Here is a 14,508-nt window from a genome sequence, read left to right on the forward strand (position 1 = left end):
CCGGGGACGAGCCGGACCGACGTGTTCGCCATAAGGCCACCCGAACTGATGGCGCGTCTGACTGGATCGAGCCAATGCCCGCTTTTCAACAACCTGGTTGAAAAATGCCTGCCCCTATGCGGCATCATTAGCCGGAGGCTGGATAATCTCCAAGCGGAATATTGTGACGAAGTCTGTCCGCTTCAAGTCGCAAAGACGGCCCGCGGCCGATTTCCGAGGTCGTTGGCGATCCGCGGGCGGAGCCCCGCGGCCGCCACCATCGCCGCCACCGCCTCGCCCTGTCGCCAGCCGATCTCGAGCACCGCGACGCCGCCCGGCGCGATCAACCGCGGCAGCTCGGGCACGATCGCGCGATAAGCGGCAAGCCCGTCCTCGCCCGCGAACAGCGCCTCGGCCGGCTCGAACGCGCGCACGTCCGCCGCCACATCCCCGTCGTCCAGCGCGATATAGGGCGGGTTGGCGAGCGCCAGGTCGAACCGTTCGTCGATCCCCGCCGCCCAGTCCCCCAGCCGGAACTCGGCCGCCGCGCCCAGCGCCGCCGCATTCGCGCGCGCATAGTCGAGCGCCGCCGCCGACGCATCGATCCCCAGCCCGCTCGCCGCCGGCCATTCGGCCAGCGCCGCAAGCAGCAGCGTCCCCGGCCCGGTCCCCAGGTCGAGGATGCGTCGCGGCCCCGGCGTCCCGCGGAAATGCGCGACCGCCGCCTCGATCAGCGTCTCGCTGTCGGCACGCGGGATCAGCGCGCCCGGCCCGACGGCAAGCCGGATCGTCCAGAAATCGCGCGTGCCGGCGATATAGGCGATCGGCTCCCCCGACACCCGCCGCGCGAGCAGCGCCGCGAAGCCCGCCGGCTCGGGATCGCGCAGATGGCGCAGCAGCAGCGCGTCGCGCTCGCACCCCAACGCCTGCGCCATCAGCAGTTCGGCATCCAGCCGCGGCGTGTCCGAAACTGCCTCCAACGCCCGCGCGGCCGCCACCAGCGCCGCGCGGACCTCAGCCATCCACCGCCGCCAGCCGCGCCGCCTCGTCCTCGGCGATCAGCGCGCCGAGCAGCTCGTCCATCTCGCCCTCCAGGATTTCGGGCAGGCGATGCAGCGTCAGGTTGATGCGGTGGTCGGTCACCCGACCCTGCGGAAAGTTATAGGTGCGGATGCGTTCGGACCGGTCGCCGGAGCCCACCATCGACCGGCGCGCATCGGCCCGCTCGTTCGCCGCGCGTTCGCGTTCGGCCTCGAACAGGCGGGTGCGCAGCACGCGCATCGCCTTGGCCTTGTTCTTGTGCTGCGACTTCTCGTCCTGCTGGCTGACGACGATGCCGCTGGGCAAGTGGGTGATGCGCACCGCCGAATCGGTGGTGTTGACGTGCTGGCCGCCCGCGCCGGACGCGCGGAACACGTCGATGCGCAGGTCGCTTTCGGAGATGTCGATGTCGACATCCTCGGCCTGCGGCAGCACCGCCACCGTCGCGGCGGAGGTGTGGATGCGCCCGCCGCTCTCAGTCACGGGCACGCGCTGAACGCGGTGGACGCCGCTTTCGAACTTCAGCCGCGCGAACACGCCGCTCCCCTCGACGCTGGCGATCACTTCCTTGAACCCGCCCGCCTCGCTCGCGCTGGCGGAGATGAGCTCGACGCGCCAGCCCTGCTTGTCGGCATAGCGCTGGTACATGCGCAGCAGGTCGCCCGCGAACAGCGCCGCCTCGTCGCCCCCCGTCCCCGCACGGATCTCCAGCATCGCCGGGCGCACATCGGCGGCATCGCGCGGCAGCAGCGACAGCGCCAGCGAATGCTCGGCGGTGTCGAGCGCGGCGCGATTGTCGTGCAGCTCCTCCGCCGCCATCCGGCGCAGTTCCTCGTCGCCGTCCTGCGTCATCGCGGTCAGCGACTTCGCCTCGGCACGCAGCCGCCGCACCTCGCCCGCCGCCGCGGCGACGGGTTCGAGCTCGGCATATTCCTTGGACACGGCGACGAAGCGATCCGACGGCAGGTCGCCCGTCGCCATCATCGCCTGCAACTCGTCGCGCCGCGCCTCGATCGCGGCGATGCGTTCGGCCGAAATCCGCGTCATGCGTCGGGAAGCTCCGCAACCCCGCGGATCTGCAGCATCATCAGCTCGATCTCGGATCGGTCGATCGGCGATTCGGGAAAGACGGTGACGTTGATGCGGTCGCCGTCATGCCCGGGCCCACGCAGATACACCACCGCGTCGACACCAGCCTTGCGCGCCTGCTCGGCGCGCTTCTTGGCATTGGCCTTGTACCCCGAATAGACCTCGATCCCCGTCCCGCGCAGCTTGCGCTCCAGATGGGCGGCGCGGCCCCCCTCGCTCGGCGCGTCGGGCACGATCGCGACGATCGGCTTCTCGCGCGGCGGCAGGTCGGTCAGCATCGCCAGCCGCTCGATCCCAGCGGCCCAGCCGACACCCGCGGTCGCCGGCCCGCCCAGGCTCTCGACCAGCCCGTCATAGCGGCCGCCTGCCAGCACGGTGCCCTGTGCGCCCAGCCGGTCAGTGACGAACTCGAACGCGGTATGGCGGTAATAATCCAGCCCCCGCACCAGCCGGCTGTTGCGCGTCCAGGCGACCCCCGCCGCATCCAGCCCCGCCGTCACCGCCGCGAAGAAGTCGCTGGCGGCGGGCGTCAGATAGGCGTCGATCTCCGGCGCGGCATCGGCGATCGGCCGGTCGCGCGGATCCTTTGAATCGAGGATGCGCAGCGGGTTCTTCTCCAGCCGCGCCAGGCTGTCTTCCGACAGCTCGCCCCGATGCCCCTCGAAATGCTCGACCAGCGCCGCGCGCCAACCCTCGCGCGTCTCGGCATCGCCCAGCGTGTTGAGCTGGAGCGTCACGCCCTCGTTGATGCCAAGCTCGCGCAGCAGATGGTCGGCGAGCGCCAGCAGCTCGACATCGGCCGCGGGCTCGGGCGCGCCGAGCACCTCGGCGTCGATCTGGTGGAACTGGCGATACCGACCCTTTTGGGGCCGCTCGTAGCGGAACACGGGACCATGCGCCGCGACCTTCAAGGGCGCGAGCTGCTGCCAGCCCTCGTTGAGATACGCCCGCGCGATCCCCGCGGTGAACTCGGGCCGCAGCGTCAGCGAATCGCCGCCGCGATCCTCGAAGGAGTACATCTCCTTCGACACGACATCGGTCGTTTCGCCGAGGGAGCGCGCGAACACCGATGTCGCCTCGAATACCGGCAACTCGACCCGGTGGAAGCAATAGAGCCGCCGCACGCGATCGAAGGTCTCGACCACGCGCGCAAAGCGGCGCTGCTCGTCGCCGAAGATGTCCTGCGTGCCACGCACGCGCCGGGGAGGTTCGATCCGCGCCATAAGGGGCGCGTATCTAGGCGAAGGCGTGGCCCTGCGCCAGACGGGGCGTTGTACGATCCGGCTGATGCCGGATGGCGGCGCCGGCCCGCTCCCCCACCCCGCCTCCCAGTCATGATGTTGATGGGAGGCGGGGTGGGGGAGCGGGCCGGCGCCGCGAGCGACAGCATCGCTGTCGCGCTCAGATCAAGCTCGCGCCAGCCAGCGCCGCATCGCGGCGTTCACCGCCTCGGGCGCTTCCCAGGGTACGAAATGGCCCGCATCTTCGATCCGCTCGATCGTCAGGTCGTCGACATATGCCTCCAGCCCCTCGATCTGCCCCGGCCGCAAGGCCGCGTCGCGCATCCCCCAGATGACGAGCGTCGGCACCTTGACGCTGGGGAACGGCGCATCGAGCCAGGCGGGGCGCTCGGGCGTCTCGTCCATCGCGTGCACGATGATGCGGCTGGCACGATACCAGTTGAGCATCCCGGTCATCGCCCCCGGCTGCGACCATTCGTCGAGGTAGCGCGCGCGTTCGTCGCCGAGCTTGGCCGGGTCGATCAGCGGCGCGAACACGCGATCGAAGAAGCCCTCCACCCCCATCGCCTGGACACGCGCCTCCAGCCCCGGATCGCGGAACGAGCGGATATACTGGCTGCTCGCGCGCTGCTCGGGATCATCGAACAGCGCGCGCTGGAAGACGAGCGGATGCGGCGCGTTGAGGATGACCAGCCGTTCGATCCGGTCGGGATGCTTGAGCGCCGCCATCCACGCGACCGCACCGCCCCAGTCATGCGCGACGAGCGTGAAGCGCCGCGCGTCGAAATGGTCGGCGAGCGCGATCAGGTCGGCGACGACCTTGTCGGGGGCATAATCCTCCACGGCCTCGGGCTTGTCCGATCGCGCATAGCCGCGCTGGTCGGGCGCGATGACGTGAAAGTCGCGCGCGAACTCGGCCGCCTGGTGCCGCCACGTCCGGTGCGATTCGGGAAAGCCGTGGAGGCAGATCATCGCCGGCGCCCCCGGCTCGCCCGCGACCGCGACGTCGAGCGCGATGCCCGTGGAAAGCGGGACGCGGATCACGGATAGCTGACCGTCTTCGGCACTTCGGGGATCGGGATCCATTCCTTGTCGTCGCCGGGCACCTTGGGAAAGCGGCCCGCCTTCCACGCTTCCTTGGCCTCGTTGATCCGCTCGCGGCGCGAGGAGACGAAGTTCCACCAGACGTGGCGCGGGCTGGCGAACGCCTCGCCGCCGCACAGCATCACCCGCGCGCCGCGTTCCGACCGCAGTGTCGCAAGCGCGCCGGGGCGCAGGACGTAGAGCGTATAGGGGTCAAGGGTCATGCCGTCGACGCTGGCGTCGCCGTCCGCGACGTACAGCGCCCGCTCCTCCGCCGCCGCCTCGATTGGCACGCTGCCGCCGGCGTCCAGCTGGATGTCGGCATAGATGGTCTGCGCATAGGTGGTGGTCGGCGCCTTTGCGCCCCACAGCTCGCCCATGATGATCCGCGCTCGCGCGCCGGTGTCGTCGATGACCGGCAGTTCGTCCTTGGCGACGTGCTGAAAGGCGGGATCGATCTCCTCGTCCTTTTCCGGCAGCGCCAGCCAGGTCTGGATGCCGAACAGCGCCGGGCCTTTCGCCCGCTCCTCGCCCGGCGACCGCTCCGAATGGACGATGCCATGGCCCGCGGTCATCAGGTTGACCGCGCCGGGCTCGATGACGAGGTCGCTGCCGATCGAATCGCGATGCCCGATCGCGCCGCGGAACAGATAGGTGACGGTCGCCAGGTTGATATGCGGATGCGGCCGCACGTCGATGCCGTTGCCGACTCCCAGGTCCGCCGGCCCCATCTGGTCGAAGAACAGGAACGGCCCCACCATCGTCCGCGGCCGCGACGGCAAGGTGCGATAGACCTTGAAGCCGCCCAAATCATGCGTCGTCGGCAGGATCTCCTGCAGGATCAGGTCTTCGCGAGTCATTCGCCGTCGAGCTCCGGATAGTGGCGGAAAATGCCGTCCTGATTGAAGGGGATGCGGCGCCCGCTGTCCAGATAGGCGGCGACGCCGTGGATCGCCGCGACGCGATCGTGGATAGCGATCAGCGCGGGATAGTCGCCCTCGATCGCCGCCATCCGCCGCGGAAAGGCATAGCGCAGCCCCTCGATCACCTGGAACAGGCTGAGGTCGGCATAGGTCCAGCGATGCCCGGCGACCCAGTCGCCCTCCTGCGCGGTCGCCGCATCCTCGAAATGACCGAGGAACTTGGGCATCCGTTCGTCCCGGAACTGCTGGGCAGCACGCTTCGCTTCCGCTTTCTGATCGTCGTAATAGGCGCCGGCGGCGACGGGATGGTGGACGTTGTGCGCCTCCGCCACCAGGTCCGCGATCGTCATCTGGAGCTGGTTGAGCCACAGCCGGTCGCCGAGCGATGCCGGCGCCAGATGATGCCGCTCGCCGAGGTAGAGGAGGATGTTGGCGACCTGCGCGATCACCAGGTCGCCGGTGTCGAAATAGGGCGGCGCGAACGGCGTCCGCCCCGCGCGGCCGTTGAGGTCGGCCATCAGCGCCTCGTCCCCGTCCTCGCGCGCCATGTCGCGATACTCGATCCCGCCCGCTTCCAGCGCCAGCCGCACGAACTCGCCGCGCCCCTGGATGCCGGACCAGTACCAGAGCTTGTACGCCATCATGCCTCTCCCGGCGCGCGGGCGCGCATGGTCAGCGCGTGGATGCGCGTCGCGAGCAATTCGGCCAGCGCCTGGTTCACCAGCCGCTGGCGCGCAAGTCGGTTGAGGCCGGCGAACGCTGCGCTCTCGATCGCGACGGCGAAGTGCGATTCGCCGGTGCCGTCGTCGCCCATATGGCCGGCATGATGGTGGCTCTCGTTCACCACCTCCAGCTGGGTGGGCGACAGGGCCTCGGTCAGGCGCGCTTCGATCAGCGCGGCGACGGAGGGGCGGGCGGCGGTGGAAGGCTCGGTCATCGCGCCTATATCTGACGACTTTGCATCGCTTCAGGAACCCCGTGCGTGCCGCGTCAGGATCGTCCCAACACTCGTTTTCATGGCCGTGTCGAGACGGGTGGGCGGCCCTGCGCGATCCCGGGCTGCGACGAACCGGGCGAGTTCCGCGCCCCCGCGCGTGAGGGCGCGCGCCACGGCTTCGACGGGCCGGGCGAATACCGCTTCCTGTGTCTCGACCATGTCCGCGCGTTCAACGCGGGCTACAACTTCTTCGCCGGGATGAGCCCCGACGAGATCAACGACGCACAGCGCCCCTATGCCGGGTGGGAGCGGGAGACGCGCGCCTTCGCCGCCAACGGCGCCGACCGGCCGCCGCGGTGGAACGACTTCGCCGACCCGCTCGACGCGATCGGCGCTCGCTTTCGCGACCGCATGGCCGCCGAGCGCGCACGGGGCGACGGGAAGCCCCCGTCGGCGAACGCCGACAACCGATGGCTCTCGGGCCGCGATCGGGAGGCGCTGCGAACGCTGGGGTTGGCGACCGATGCCGACCGCCGGGCGCTCCGCCAACGCTACGCCGCGCTCGTCCGCCAGCTCCACCCCGACCATAATGGCGGCGACCGCTCGAGCGAGACGCGGCTCCAGGCAGTGGTCGAGGCGTACCAGCATCTGCGCAAAGCGCCGGCGTTCACCTAGCCGTGCTCCTTGTTCCCCGGCGAAGGCCGGGGTCCAGTTGGGGAACGAAGGCGATGAGCGCTGCGCATCGTCACGCTGGCCTTCCCAACTGGGCCCCGGCCTTCGCCGGGGCACATCATGAGCTATTCCACCCGCGGCCCCACCATCCCGAAGCGCACGCCGGCAGCGTCCGCCGCGACGAGCGAATAGCCGCCGCCGGGGATCTGGTCAGGTCCCTGCACCACGCTGCCGCCCGCATCCGTCAGCCGCTTGGCCGCGGCGTCGATCTCGTCGACCAGGAAATAGACCTGCCACCCCCGCGGCCAGTCGGGCTGCGCGTTCATCGACGCGCCGATGCAGGTGCCCCCGGCGTGGACAAACTTGTAGTCGCCCCACGCCCCCATCGGCATCCCGCCCTCGTGCCGGAGGCCGAGCACCTTGCCATAGAACGCCATCGCCGCGTCCTGATCGTCGGCGGTCAGCTCGTTCCAGATGGCGTGGCCCGGCGGCACCTGTCCGGTCGACGAATCGGCAAAGGCGTTGCTGGTCTCGTCGGGCTCGCGGCGCATGACGTAGAAGGAATTGCCCTGCGGGTCGCTGAGCAGCGCCAGCCGGCCGACACCCGGCACCGTGGTCGCCGGCATGCAGACACTGCCACCCTCGGCTTGCGCCGCCGCGACCGCCGCATCGACGTCGTCGACGCCGAAATAGACGAACCATCGCGCGGGTGCCGCACCGTCGGGCCGCTTGAGCAGTCCGGCGATCGCATCGCCATGCGGACGGGCGAAGACGCGATAATCCATCCCCGCCTGCCCCGAATCGGCCGAGAACCAGCCGATCACGTCGCCATAGAAGGTCTGGGCCGCGTCGGGATCGTCGGCCATCAGCTCGTACCAGATCGGAAAACCGTGCGGATTGCGTGCCATGTCGCTTGCTCCCTTCAGGCGTCGAGCAGCGGGACGAAGCCGCCGAAGATCATCCGCTTACCGTCGAACGGCGCGTCCTCGCCGGTCATCCGCGGATCGGCCATCACCTTTTCCCAGCCGGCATCGCGCGCCGCCTTGTCGGGCCACTCGACCCAGCCGAACGCCGCGACCTCGCCCTCTTCGCGCAGGATCGCGCGGTTGAAGTCGGTGACCTTGCCGTCCTGCACGTCGTCGGCGACGGCATCCATCACCCGCGTCGCGCCATATTCGAGGAACACCGGCGCGACTGCCGAACAGAAGCGGCGATACTCGTCACGCGCCGCCGCGGGCAGCGGCAGCACCACGCCGTCGATATAGCCCGCGCCGCCCGGCGTGCCGACATCGGCGACGCTCTCGAACCCGCCCCAGACCATGCGCTTGCCGTCAAACGGCATGTCGGCACCCATCGCCTTCATGCGCGGGTCCGCCATGATCTTCTCGTTGGCGGCGTCGCGCGTCGCCCGGTCGGGATATTCGAACCAGCTGAACAGCACGGTCTCGCCCTCTTCGGCCGCGACGGCGCCGTACAGGTCGTTGCGCTTGCCACGCGGCACGTCGTCGCCCCAGCCCTCGACCAGCCGCGCCGCGCCGAATTCCTTGAACAGCGACACCGATCGCTCGGCATGCTCGCGATAGGCGTCCTTGTTGGCGGTCCGCACCGCGACCAGAAACCCTTCGACATAGGTCATCGCGTCTCTCCCTGATGGATGCGGCGCGCCACCGCCTCGAGCTGCTCGGCGACCTTGCCCCACCCCTCGTGGAAGCCCATCGCCTCGTGCTGCGCGCGCGCTTCCTCGCTCCAGTGCCGGGCGGTGGCGCGATAGATCGTGCCCTCGCCATCGTCGGCGAATTCGGTGATCGCGACCATGAAGGGCGTCCGCGGTAGCCAGCCCTCGGCAAAGGCGTCGGTGGTGACGACGCGCTCGCCCTCGACCGCCTCCAGCACGACGCCGGTCAGCACCATGTCCTCGCCCGCCGGCCCGACCATGCGGACATGGCTGCGACCGCCGGGGCGAAGGTTGTACTCGACCTCCGGCGCCTTCCAGGGCGGCGGGCAGAACCACTCGGTCGCATGGTCGCGCCAGGCGCGCCACACTGCCGCGCGGGGCACCGCCATGCGGCGCTCGATCGTCAGTTCGAAAGGTCCGTCGGTCATCGTCGCTCTCCCGCTCACGCCGCCCTGGGCGCCTTGCTCTCGTCGAAATCGGCAAGCTGTGCCGCCAGCGCCGCCTGAAACGCCGGCCGCGCGATCCCGCGCGCGACATAGGCGGCGAGCGCCGGCCGCTGGGCGATCAGCACCGTGTCCGCCATCTCGCGCAGCACCGTCACCATCGCGATGTCGGCGATGCTGAACCCGCCCGCCAGCCATTCGCGATCGCCGAGCGCCGTCTGGAGCCGGTCGAGCCGCTGGCCGATCTCGGCCTCCAGGCTCGGTCGCCGGAGTTTCGCCCATTCCTCTCGGGCGGCAAAGATCGTCACGCGCGCATGCTCGAAGCGCCACGGCTCGACCGAGTTGTACGCGGCGAACAGCCACGACACCGCCCGGTCGCGCGCCGCGGGATCGCGTGGCAACAGCCGCTCGTCCTTCTCGCCGATGTGGAGCAGGATCGCGCCGCTCTCGAACAGCGTGCGCCCGTCCTCCTCGATCACCGGCACCTGACCCCAGGGCTGCTCCTCATAATAGAAAGCGGGCCGATCGACCGCGCTCACCAGCCGGACGGCATAGGGAAGGCCGATCTCCTCGCACGCCCATCGGGGCCTGAGGTCGCGCACGAAGCCGCGCGCGAACTCGGGCACCCATTCGAAAGCGGTGATCGTCAGCGCCGCAGTGTCCTGGCGAACCATGGTTCAGGCTCCCGTGCCGGCGACCGCGCCGTCCAGCGCCGCGATGTCGATCTTGCGCATGGTCATCATCGCCTCCATCGCCTTGCCCGCGACCGCCGCGTCGGGATGCGCGACCAGCTCGGTCAGGCGCCGCGGGGTGATCTGCCAGTTGACGCCCCAGCGATCCTTGCACCAGCCGCAGGCGCTCTCCTGCCCGCCATTGCCGACGATCGCATCCCACAGCCGGTCGGTTTCGGCCTGGTCGTCGGTCGCGATCTGGAAGCTCACTGCCTCCGTCTGCGGAAAGATCGGGCCGCCGTTGAGGCCCAGGAAGCGCTGGCCGGCCAGGTCCCATTCGACGGTGATAACGTCGCCGGCCTTGTTCCCCGGCGTGTCGACCGGCGTATGCGCGACGCGGACGATGCGGCTATCGGGTAGCAACGTGACATAGAAGCGCGCGGCTTCCTCGGCACCGCCGTCATACCAGATGCACGGCACGATCTTGCTCATCGATCCTCTCCTCGTCTTCAGGCGAAGGGCCCGGTGCCCGCGATCGCCGCTGGGACCAGCACCGCCAGCACCGTCGCCGCGAAGGTCGACAGGCCCAGCGTGACGGACGCCCGCGCGCTCACGACGCCGGCGCCGCGAAGTGGAACGGGCCCCAGCCATTGCCGTCCGGATCCTCGAAGGCGCGCGAATAGACGCCGCCCTCGTCCTCGGCGCCGTGAAGCTCGCGCCCGCCCGCCGCCACCGCCGCGGCGATCATCGCGTCCACCGCCTCGCGGCTCTCCAGCATCAACGCCATCAGTGCGCCGGCCTCGATCCGCGGGTCGATCAGCCGCTTGGGGCTCATCGCCGCAAATGCTTCCCGCTGCATCAGCATGATGCGGATCGCCTCGGACCAGATCATCGCGGCGTGGTTCTCGCCCGAAAACGCCGGATCGCGCTCGAACCCGATCGCGGCATAGAAGTCGGCGGCGCGGCCGGCATGCTCAACGGGCAGGCTGATATAGATGGTGCGGGTCATGGGCTCAGGCCGGCTCGGCGGCGAACGCAGTCTGCGCCGCGGCCATGTCCATGAACATCGGCTCGTAGATGTGGCCGTCGGGGTCAGCAAAGGCGCGGCTGTACATGAAGCCCATGTCCTGCGCCGCGCGCACGTCGGCAGTACCGCCGTTCGCCGCCGCCGCCTCGGTCACCGCATCCACCGCCTCGCGGCTGTCGAAGGAAAGGCAGATCAGCGTCTGCGCCGCGCGGTGAGCGTCGCCGATCGCATGTCCCTCGGGCAGGAAGCCGCGGAAGAAGTCGTGCGCCAGCAGCATCACGCTGATCTCGTCCGACCACCCCATCGCCGACGCGTTCTCGTTCGAGAACATCTCGTTCTTGATGAAGCCGATCGCCTCGTAAAAGGCGGTCGCCCCCGCCACGTCCGCCACCGGCAGGTTCACGAAGATCATCTTGGCCATCGTCCGCTCCCTCGTTTCCGAATCACTCCACATTGACGAACCTGCCCGTTGAGGTTATTAAAAGCAACCATGAAGTTAGAAAATGTAACTGCGTCTAATTCGAAGCGCTGGTACGACGACGCCTGCGGCACCGCGCTGGCGCTGGAGATCGTGGGCGAGCGCTGGGCGCTGCTCATCATGCGGGAGCTCGCCTTCGGCCCGCGCCGCTTTTCGGAGATCAAGGCGAACCTGCCCGGCATCAGCGCCAACGTGCTGACCCAGCGGCTCCAGGGCCTGGAGGGGACGGGCGTGCTGACGCGGCGAACGCTGCCGTCGCCCGCCAACGTCCAGGTCTATGCGCTCACCGACTGGGGACTCGAATCGCTTCCGCTGATGCGCGATCTCGGCCGCTGGGCCGCTCGCTCGCCGCGCCACGATCCGTTCGCCTTCATGTCGCCGGCGTCGGCGATGATGTCGCTCCAGACGCTGGTCGATCCGGCCAAGGCGCAAGACATCGATCTCGCTATGGCGTTCCGCTTCCCGGCCGACGGCTTCGTCGTTCGCGCGCATGAAGGCCGGATCGACGTCATCCGGGGCGAGGGCGACGCCATGGCGACCTTTGCCGGCGACACGATGCAGATGCGCGTAACGATCTATGGCAAGGCGCCGTTCGGCGACCCGCGCGGGATGGAAGTGACCGGCGACCTCGCTGCCGCCGCCACCTTCGCCGACCTGTTCCGGCTGCCGGAGAAGGTGGCCTGATCTCCACCCCGTTCGCCCTGAGCTGGTCGAAGGGCGTGTTCCAGGGCACGTGCTTCGACAAGCTCAGCACGAACGGTCGAGACGAAACCCCACTCCCCGCCCCCAAGTCCCGTTTGCGTCGGCGCGATCAGCCCTTATGTGACCGGGACACCCCGTTCCGACAGGCTTTCTTCATGACCGACCTCGCCAACACCCAGCCCGACAGCCGGCAGACGACCCTGCTCGACGCGCCCGACAAGACGGTGAGCGTTCGCGAGCTGTTCGGCATCGACGTCGACATGGAGGCGCCCGCGTTCAGCGAGGCGGACGAGCGCGTCCCTGACCTCGACCCCGCTTATGTGTTCGATCCGGACACCACGCTCGCGGTGCTGGCGGGGTTCGCGCACAATCGCCGCGTGATGATCCAGGGCTATCACGGCACCGGCAAGTCGTCGCACATCGAACAGGTCGCCGCCCGCCTCAACTGGCCGTGCATCCGCATCAATCTCGACGCGCATATCAGCCGCATCGACCTGATCGGCCGCGACGCGATCGTGCTCAAGGACGGGCAGCAGGTTACCGAATTTCGCGAGGGCCTGCTCCCCTGGGCACTCCAGACGCCGACCGCGCTCGTGTTCGACGAATACGACGCCGGCCGGCCGGATGTGATGTTCGTGATCCAGCGCGTGCTGGAGACCGAGGGCAAGCTGACCCTCCTCGACCAGAACCGCGTCATCCGCCCCAACCCGTGGTTCCGCCTGTTCGCGACCGCCAACACCGTGGGCCTCGGCGACACGTCAGGCCTCTACCACGGCACGCAGCAGATCAATCAGGGGCAGATGGACCGCTGGAACGTGGTCGTGACGCTCAACTATCTGCCCGCCGCGATCGAGGCGCAGATCGTGCTCGCCAAGTCGGGCGAGTATGACAAGCCGGGCGGCAAGCAGGCGGTCGAGAACATGGTCCGCGTGGCCGAGCTGACGCGCCGCGGCTTCATCAACGGCGACATCTCGACGGTGATGAGCCCGCGCACCGTCATCACCTGGGCACAGAACGCGCTGATCTTCGGCGATGTCGGCTTCGCCTTCCGCCTCTCCTTCCTCAACAAGTGCGACGAGGCGGAGCGGGCCTTGGTGGCCGAATATTATCAGCGCGTGTTCGGCAAGGATCTGCCCGAAAGCGTCGCCAAAAAGGCATGACCGCGAACGCCATCAAGACATAAACAATCCTTTATGTCTTGGTGGCGACGCTCTAGGAACGCCGCCTGTTCTTCTTGAGGAGGCGTTCCATGACCACGACCCGCCCGCCGTTCCGCGCCGACCATGTCGGCAGCCTGCTGCGCCCCGCCTATCTGGCCGAGGCGCGTGAGGCGTTCGCCGCCGGCACGCTGCCCGCCGACGCCTATGTCGAGGTCCAGAACCGTGCGGTGCGCGAGATCATCGCGCTTCAGGAGGATGTCGGCCTCATCGGCATCACCGATGGCGAGGCGCGCCGCGACACCTGGCACATGGATTACATCTACCAGATCGGCGGCATCTCGAAGCGAGAGACCGACATGAAGGTGCGCTTCCACAATGCCGGCGGCGACATCGAATGGACGCCCGCCAAGCTCCACGTCACCGACAAGCTCAACCTTCCATCGACGATCTTCGCCGACGCCTTCACCTTCCTGAAGGAGAACGTCAGCCGCGGCGTGCCCAAGCTGACCATCCCCAGCCCGTCGATGGTGCATTATCGCGGCGGTCGCGAGGCGGTGGACGCGGCGGTCTATCCCGACCTGGAGGCATTCTACGCCGACCTGTCGGCGGTCTATGCCGAGGAGATTGCCGGGCTCGGCGCGCTCGGCTGCACCTATCTCCAGCTCGACGACACCAGCCTTGCCTATCTCAACGATCCCGCACAGCGCGCGATGATCGCCGCGCAGGGCGAGGATGCCGACACCCAGCACGAAACCTATATCCGCATCATCAACGACGCCGTTCGCAACCGCCCGGCGGGGATGACGATCACCACCCATCTGTGCCGCGGCAACTTCCGGTCGAGCTGGGTCGCCTCGGGCAGCTACGACCATGTCGCCGACGCGCTGTTCAACACGCTCGACGTCGACGGCTATTTCCTCGAATTCGACGACGAGCGCTCGGGCGGGTTCGAGCCGCTCCGGCTGCTGCCCAAGGGCGAGAAGCGCGTCGTCCTCGGCCTGCTCACCACCAAGCATGGCGAACTCGAGGATGCCGACACGATCAAGCGCCGCATCGACGCCGCCGCCAAGTTCGCGCCGATGGAGCAGCTCTGCCTCAGCGCGCAGTGCGGCTTCTCCTCGACCAAGGAGGGCAACGACGTCACCCCCGACCAGCAGCGCGCCAAGCTCGAGCTGATCGTCGAGATCGCCCAGGACATGTGGGGCGAGCTTTAGGGTCTGTACTCGATCACAACAGGGATCGTGATCGCCCGTGGAAGACCATCGACGAGGAGCGCAGCGCAGTCGGGTAGCTGCGCTACCCGCAAGCAAGCGACGACGCTCGATGGTCTTGCACGGGCGACCGCTTCGCGGCGGGCGGCTTTTGGCGCAGGGCGGCGTCGCGCGTC

Annotated in this window: 18 protein-coding genes; 4 read left to right on the forward strand and 14 right to left on the reverse strand. The window is 68.8% G+C overall.

What is annotated here, in order from left to right:
- Positions 1-182: 182 nt before the first annotated feature.
- From prmC to RS883_RS01410, 7 genes are all read right to left on the reverse strand, one after another.
- Entirely contained in the window at positions 183-1,001 is an 819-nt protein-coding gene (prmC, locus tag RS883_RS01380) for a peptide chain release factor N(5)-glutamine methyltransferase (protein WP_315761916.1), read from the reverse strand.
- Positions 994-2,067, reverse strand: coding sequence for a peptide chain release factor 1 (gene prfA, locus RS883_RS01385; RefSeq protein WP_315761918.1), 1,074 nt, complete (start codon positions 2,065-2,067; stop codon positions 994-996). Before prfA ends, prmC begins: the two co-directional genes overlap by 8 nt.
- Positions 2,064-3,332: a histidine--tRNA ligase gene (gene hisS, locus RS883_RS01390; RefSeq protein WP_315761920.1), complete on the reverse strand. Its 1,269-nt coding sequence runs from the start codon at positions 3,330-3,332 to the stop codon at positions 2,064-2,066. The genes prfA and hisS overlap by 4 nt, the downstream gene beginning before the upstream one ends.
- 183 nt (positions 3,333-3,515) lie before the next feature.
- A complete protein-coding gene (locus tag RS883_RS01395) occupies positions 3,516-4,436 on the reverse strand; it encodes an alpha/beta hydrolase (RefSeq protein ID WP_315761922.1) in 921 nt (306 codons plus the stop codon).
- On the reverse strand, positions 4,391-5,293 hold the full coding sequence (locus RS883_RS01400) for a pirin family protein (RefSeq protein ID WP_315761924.1): 903 nt from the start codon (positions 5,291-5,293) through the stop codon (positions 4,391-4,393). The genes RS883_RS01395 and RS883_RS01400 overlap by 46 nt, the downstream gene beginning before the upstream one ends.
- The gene (locus tag RS883_RS01405) at positions 5,290-5,997 is read right to left on the reverse strand and encodes a glutathione S-transferase (RefSeq protein WP_315761926.1); all 708 of its coding nucleotides are present in this window, start codon (positions 5,995-5,997) and stop codon (positions 5,290-5,292) included. Before RS883_RS01405 ends, RS883_RS01400 begins: the two co-directional genes overlap by 4 nt.
- Positions 5,997-6,293 (reverse strand): BolA family protein, encoded by a 297-nt coding sequence (locus RS883_RS01410; RefSeq protein WP_315761928.1) that lies wholly within the window; start codon positions 6,291-6,293, stop codon positions 5,997-5,999. Before RS883_RS01410 ends, RS883_RS01405 begins: the two co-directional genes overlap by 1 nt.
- A gap of 45 nt (positions 6,294-6,338) precedes the next feature.
- Here RS883_RS01410 and RS883_RS01415 point away from each other — a divergent pair, with 45 nt between their 5' ends.
- Positions 6,339-6,968, forward strand: a complete 630-nt coding sequence (locus RS883_RS01415; protein WP_315761930.1) for a J domain-containing protein — start codon at positions 6,339-6,341, stop codon at positions 6,966-6,968.
- A 122-nt stretch (positions 6,969-7,090) separates the two neighbouring features.
- On the opposite strand, the gene RS883_RS01420 is transcribed toward RS883_RS01415, so the two are convergent.
- From RS883_RS01420 to RS883_RS01455, 7 genes are all read right to left on the reverse strand, one after another.
- Entirely contained in the window at positions 7,091-7,873 is a 783-nt protein-coding gene (locus RS883_RS01420) for a VOC family protein (protein WP_315761932.1), read from the reverse strand.
- 14 nt (positions 7,874-7,887) lie between these two features.
- Positions 7,888-8,601, reverse strand: coding sequence for a DUF1428 domain-containing protein (locus RS883_RS17110; RefSeq protein WP_409977370.1), 714 nt, complete (start codon positions 8,599-8,601; stop codon positions 7,888-7,890).
- The gene (locus RS883_RS01435) at positions 8,598-9,068 is read right to left on the reverse strand and encodes an SRPBCC family protein (protein ID WP_315761934.1); all 471 of its coding nucleotides are present in this window, start codon (positions 9,066-9,068) and stop codon (positions 8,598-8,600) included. The genes RS883_RS17110 and RS883_RS01435 overlap by 4 nt, the downstream gene beginning before the upstream one ends.
- Positions 9,069-9,082: 14 nt before the next feature.
- Positions 9,083-9,757, reverse strand: a complete 675-nt coding sequence (locus RS883_RS01440; protein WP_315761936.1) for a glutathione S-transferase family protein — start codon at positions 9,755-9,757, stop codon at positions 9,083-9,085.
- Positions 9,758-9,760: 3 nt separating this feature from the next.
- Entirely contained in the window at positions 9,761-10,246 is a 486-nt protein-coding gene (locus RS883_RS01445) for a VOC family protein (RefSeq protein ID WP_315761938.1), read from the reverse strand.
- Between the two features lie 118 nt (positions 10,247-10,364).
- Positions 10,365-10,763, reverse strand: coding sequence for a VOC family protein (locus tag RS883_RS01450; RefSeq protein WP_315761941.1), 399 nt, complete (start codon positions 10,761-10,763; stop codon positions 10,365-10,367).
- A 4-nt stretch (positions 10,764-10,767) separates the two neighbouring features.
- The gene (locus RS883_RS01455) at positions 10,768-11,202 is read right to left on the reverse strand and encodes a VOC family protein (RefSeq protein WP_315761943.1); all 435 of its coding nucleotides are present in this window, start codon (positions 11,200-11,202) and stop codon (positions 10,768-10,770) included.
- Between the two features lie 69 nt (positions 11,203-11,271).
- Here RS883_RS01455 and RS883_RS01460 point away from each other — a divergent pair, with 69 nt between their 5' ends.
- The 3 genes from RS883_RS01460 to RS883_RS01470 all read left to right on the forward strand — a co-directional run bounded on the left by RS883_RS01460 (position 11,272) and on the right by RS883_RS01470 (position 14,335).
- Positions 11,272-11,943, forward strand: a complete 672-nt coding sequence (locus tag RS883_RS01460; RefSeq protein ID WP_315761945.1) for a winged helix-turn-helix transcriptional regulator — start codon at positions 11,272-11,274, stop codon at positions 11,941-11,943.
- Positions 11,944-12,116: 173 nt separating this feature from the next.
- Positions 12,117-13,121, forward strand: coding sequence for a cobaltochelatase subunit CobS (gene cobS, locus RS883_RS01465; protein WP_315761946.1), 1,005 nt, complete (start codon positions 12,117-12,119; stop codon positions 13,119-13,121).
- A gap of 89 nt (positions 13,122-13,210) precedes the next feature.
- Positions 13,211-14,335: a 5-methyltetrahydropteroyltriglutamate--homocysteine S-methyltransferase gene (locus RS883_RS01470; RefSeq protein WP_315761948.1), complete on the forward strand. Its 1,125-nt coding sequence runs from the start codon at positions 13,211-13,213 to the stop codon at positions 14,333-14,335.
- The last annotated feature ends 173 nt before the right edge of the window (positions 14,336-14,508 follow it).

Source organism: Sphingomonas sp. Y38-1Y (assembly GCF_032391395.1).
GTDB lineage: Bacteria > Pseudomonadota > Alphaproteobacteria > Sphingomonadales > Sphingomonadaceae > Sphingomonas.

Bases quoted from the DNA above. Each gene is read 5' to 3' on its own strand.
- RS883_RS01405 (WP_315761926.1), bottom strand. From the start codon at position 5,997: ATGGCGTACAAGCTCTGGTACTGGTCCGGCATCCAGGGGCGCGGCGAG.
- RS883_RS17110 (WP_409977370.1), bottom strand. From the start codon at position 8,601: ATGACCTATGTCGAAGGGTTTCTGGTCGCGGTGCGGACCGCCAACAAG.
- RS883_RS01445 (WP_315761938.1), bottom strand. From the start codon at position 10,246: ATGAGCAAGATCGTGCCGTGCATCTGGTATGACGGCGGTGCCGAGGAA.
- prmC (WP_315761916.1), bottom strand. From the start codon at position 1,001: ATGGCTGAGGTCCGCGCGGCGCTGGTGGCGGCCGCGCGGGCGTTGGAG.
- RS883_RS01410 (WP_315761928.1), bottom strand. From the start codon at position 6,293: ATGACCGAGCCTTCCACCGCCGCCCGCCCCTCCGTCGCCGCGCTGATC.
- RS883_RS01455 (WP_315761943.1), bottom strand. From the start codon at position 11,202: ATGGCCAAGATGATCTTCGTGAACCTGCCGGTGGCGGACGTGGCGGGG.
- hisS (WP_315761920.1), bottom strand. From the start codon at position 3,332: ATGGCGCGGATCGAACCTCCCCGGCGCGTGCGTGGCACGCAGGACATC.
- RS883_RS01470 (WP_315761948.1), top strand. From the start codon at position 13,211: ATGACCACGACCCGCCCGCCGTTCCGCGCCGACCATGTCGGCAGCCTG.
- RS883_RS01395 (WP_315761922.1), bottom strand. From the start codon at position 4,436: ATGGATCCCGATCCCCGAAGTGCCGAAGACGGTCAGCTATCCGTGATC.
- RS883_RS01420 (WP_315761932.1), bottom strand. From the start codon at position 7,873: ATGGCACGCAATCCGCACGGTTTTCCGATCTGGTACGAGCTGATGGCC.
- cobS (WP_315761946.1), top strand. From the start codon at position 12,117: ATGACCGACCTCGCCAACACCCAGCCCGACAGCCGGCAGACGACCCTG.
- RS883_RS01400 (WP_315761924.1), bottom strand. From the start codon at position 5,293: ATGACTCGCGAAGACCTGATCCTGCAGGAGATCCTGCCGACGACGCAT.
- RS883_RS01440 (WP_315761936.1), bottom strand. From the start codon at position 9,757: ATGGTTCGCCAGGACACTGCGGCGCTGACGATCACCGCTTTCGAATGG.
- RS883_RS01460 (WP_315761945.1), top strand. From the start codon at position 11,272: ATGAAGTTAGAAAATGTAACTGCGTCTAATTCGAAGCGCTGGTACGAC.
- RS883_RS01450 (WP_315761941.1), bottom strand. From the start codon at position 10,763: ATGACCCGCACCATCTATATCAGCCTGCCCGTTGAGCATGCCGGCCGC.
- RS883_RS01435 (WP_315761934.1), bottom strand. From the start codon at position 9,068: ATGACCGACGGACCTTTCGAACTGACGATCGAGCGCCGCATGGCGGTG.
- prfA (WP_315761918.1), bottom strand. From the start codon at position 2,067: ATGACGCGGATTTCGGCCGAACGCATCGCCGCGATCGAGGCGCGGCGC.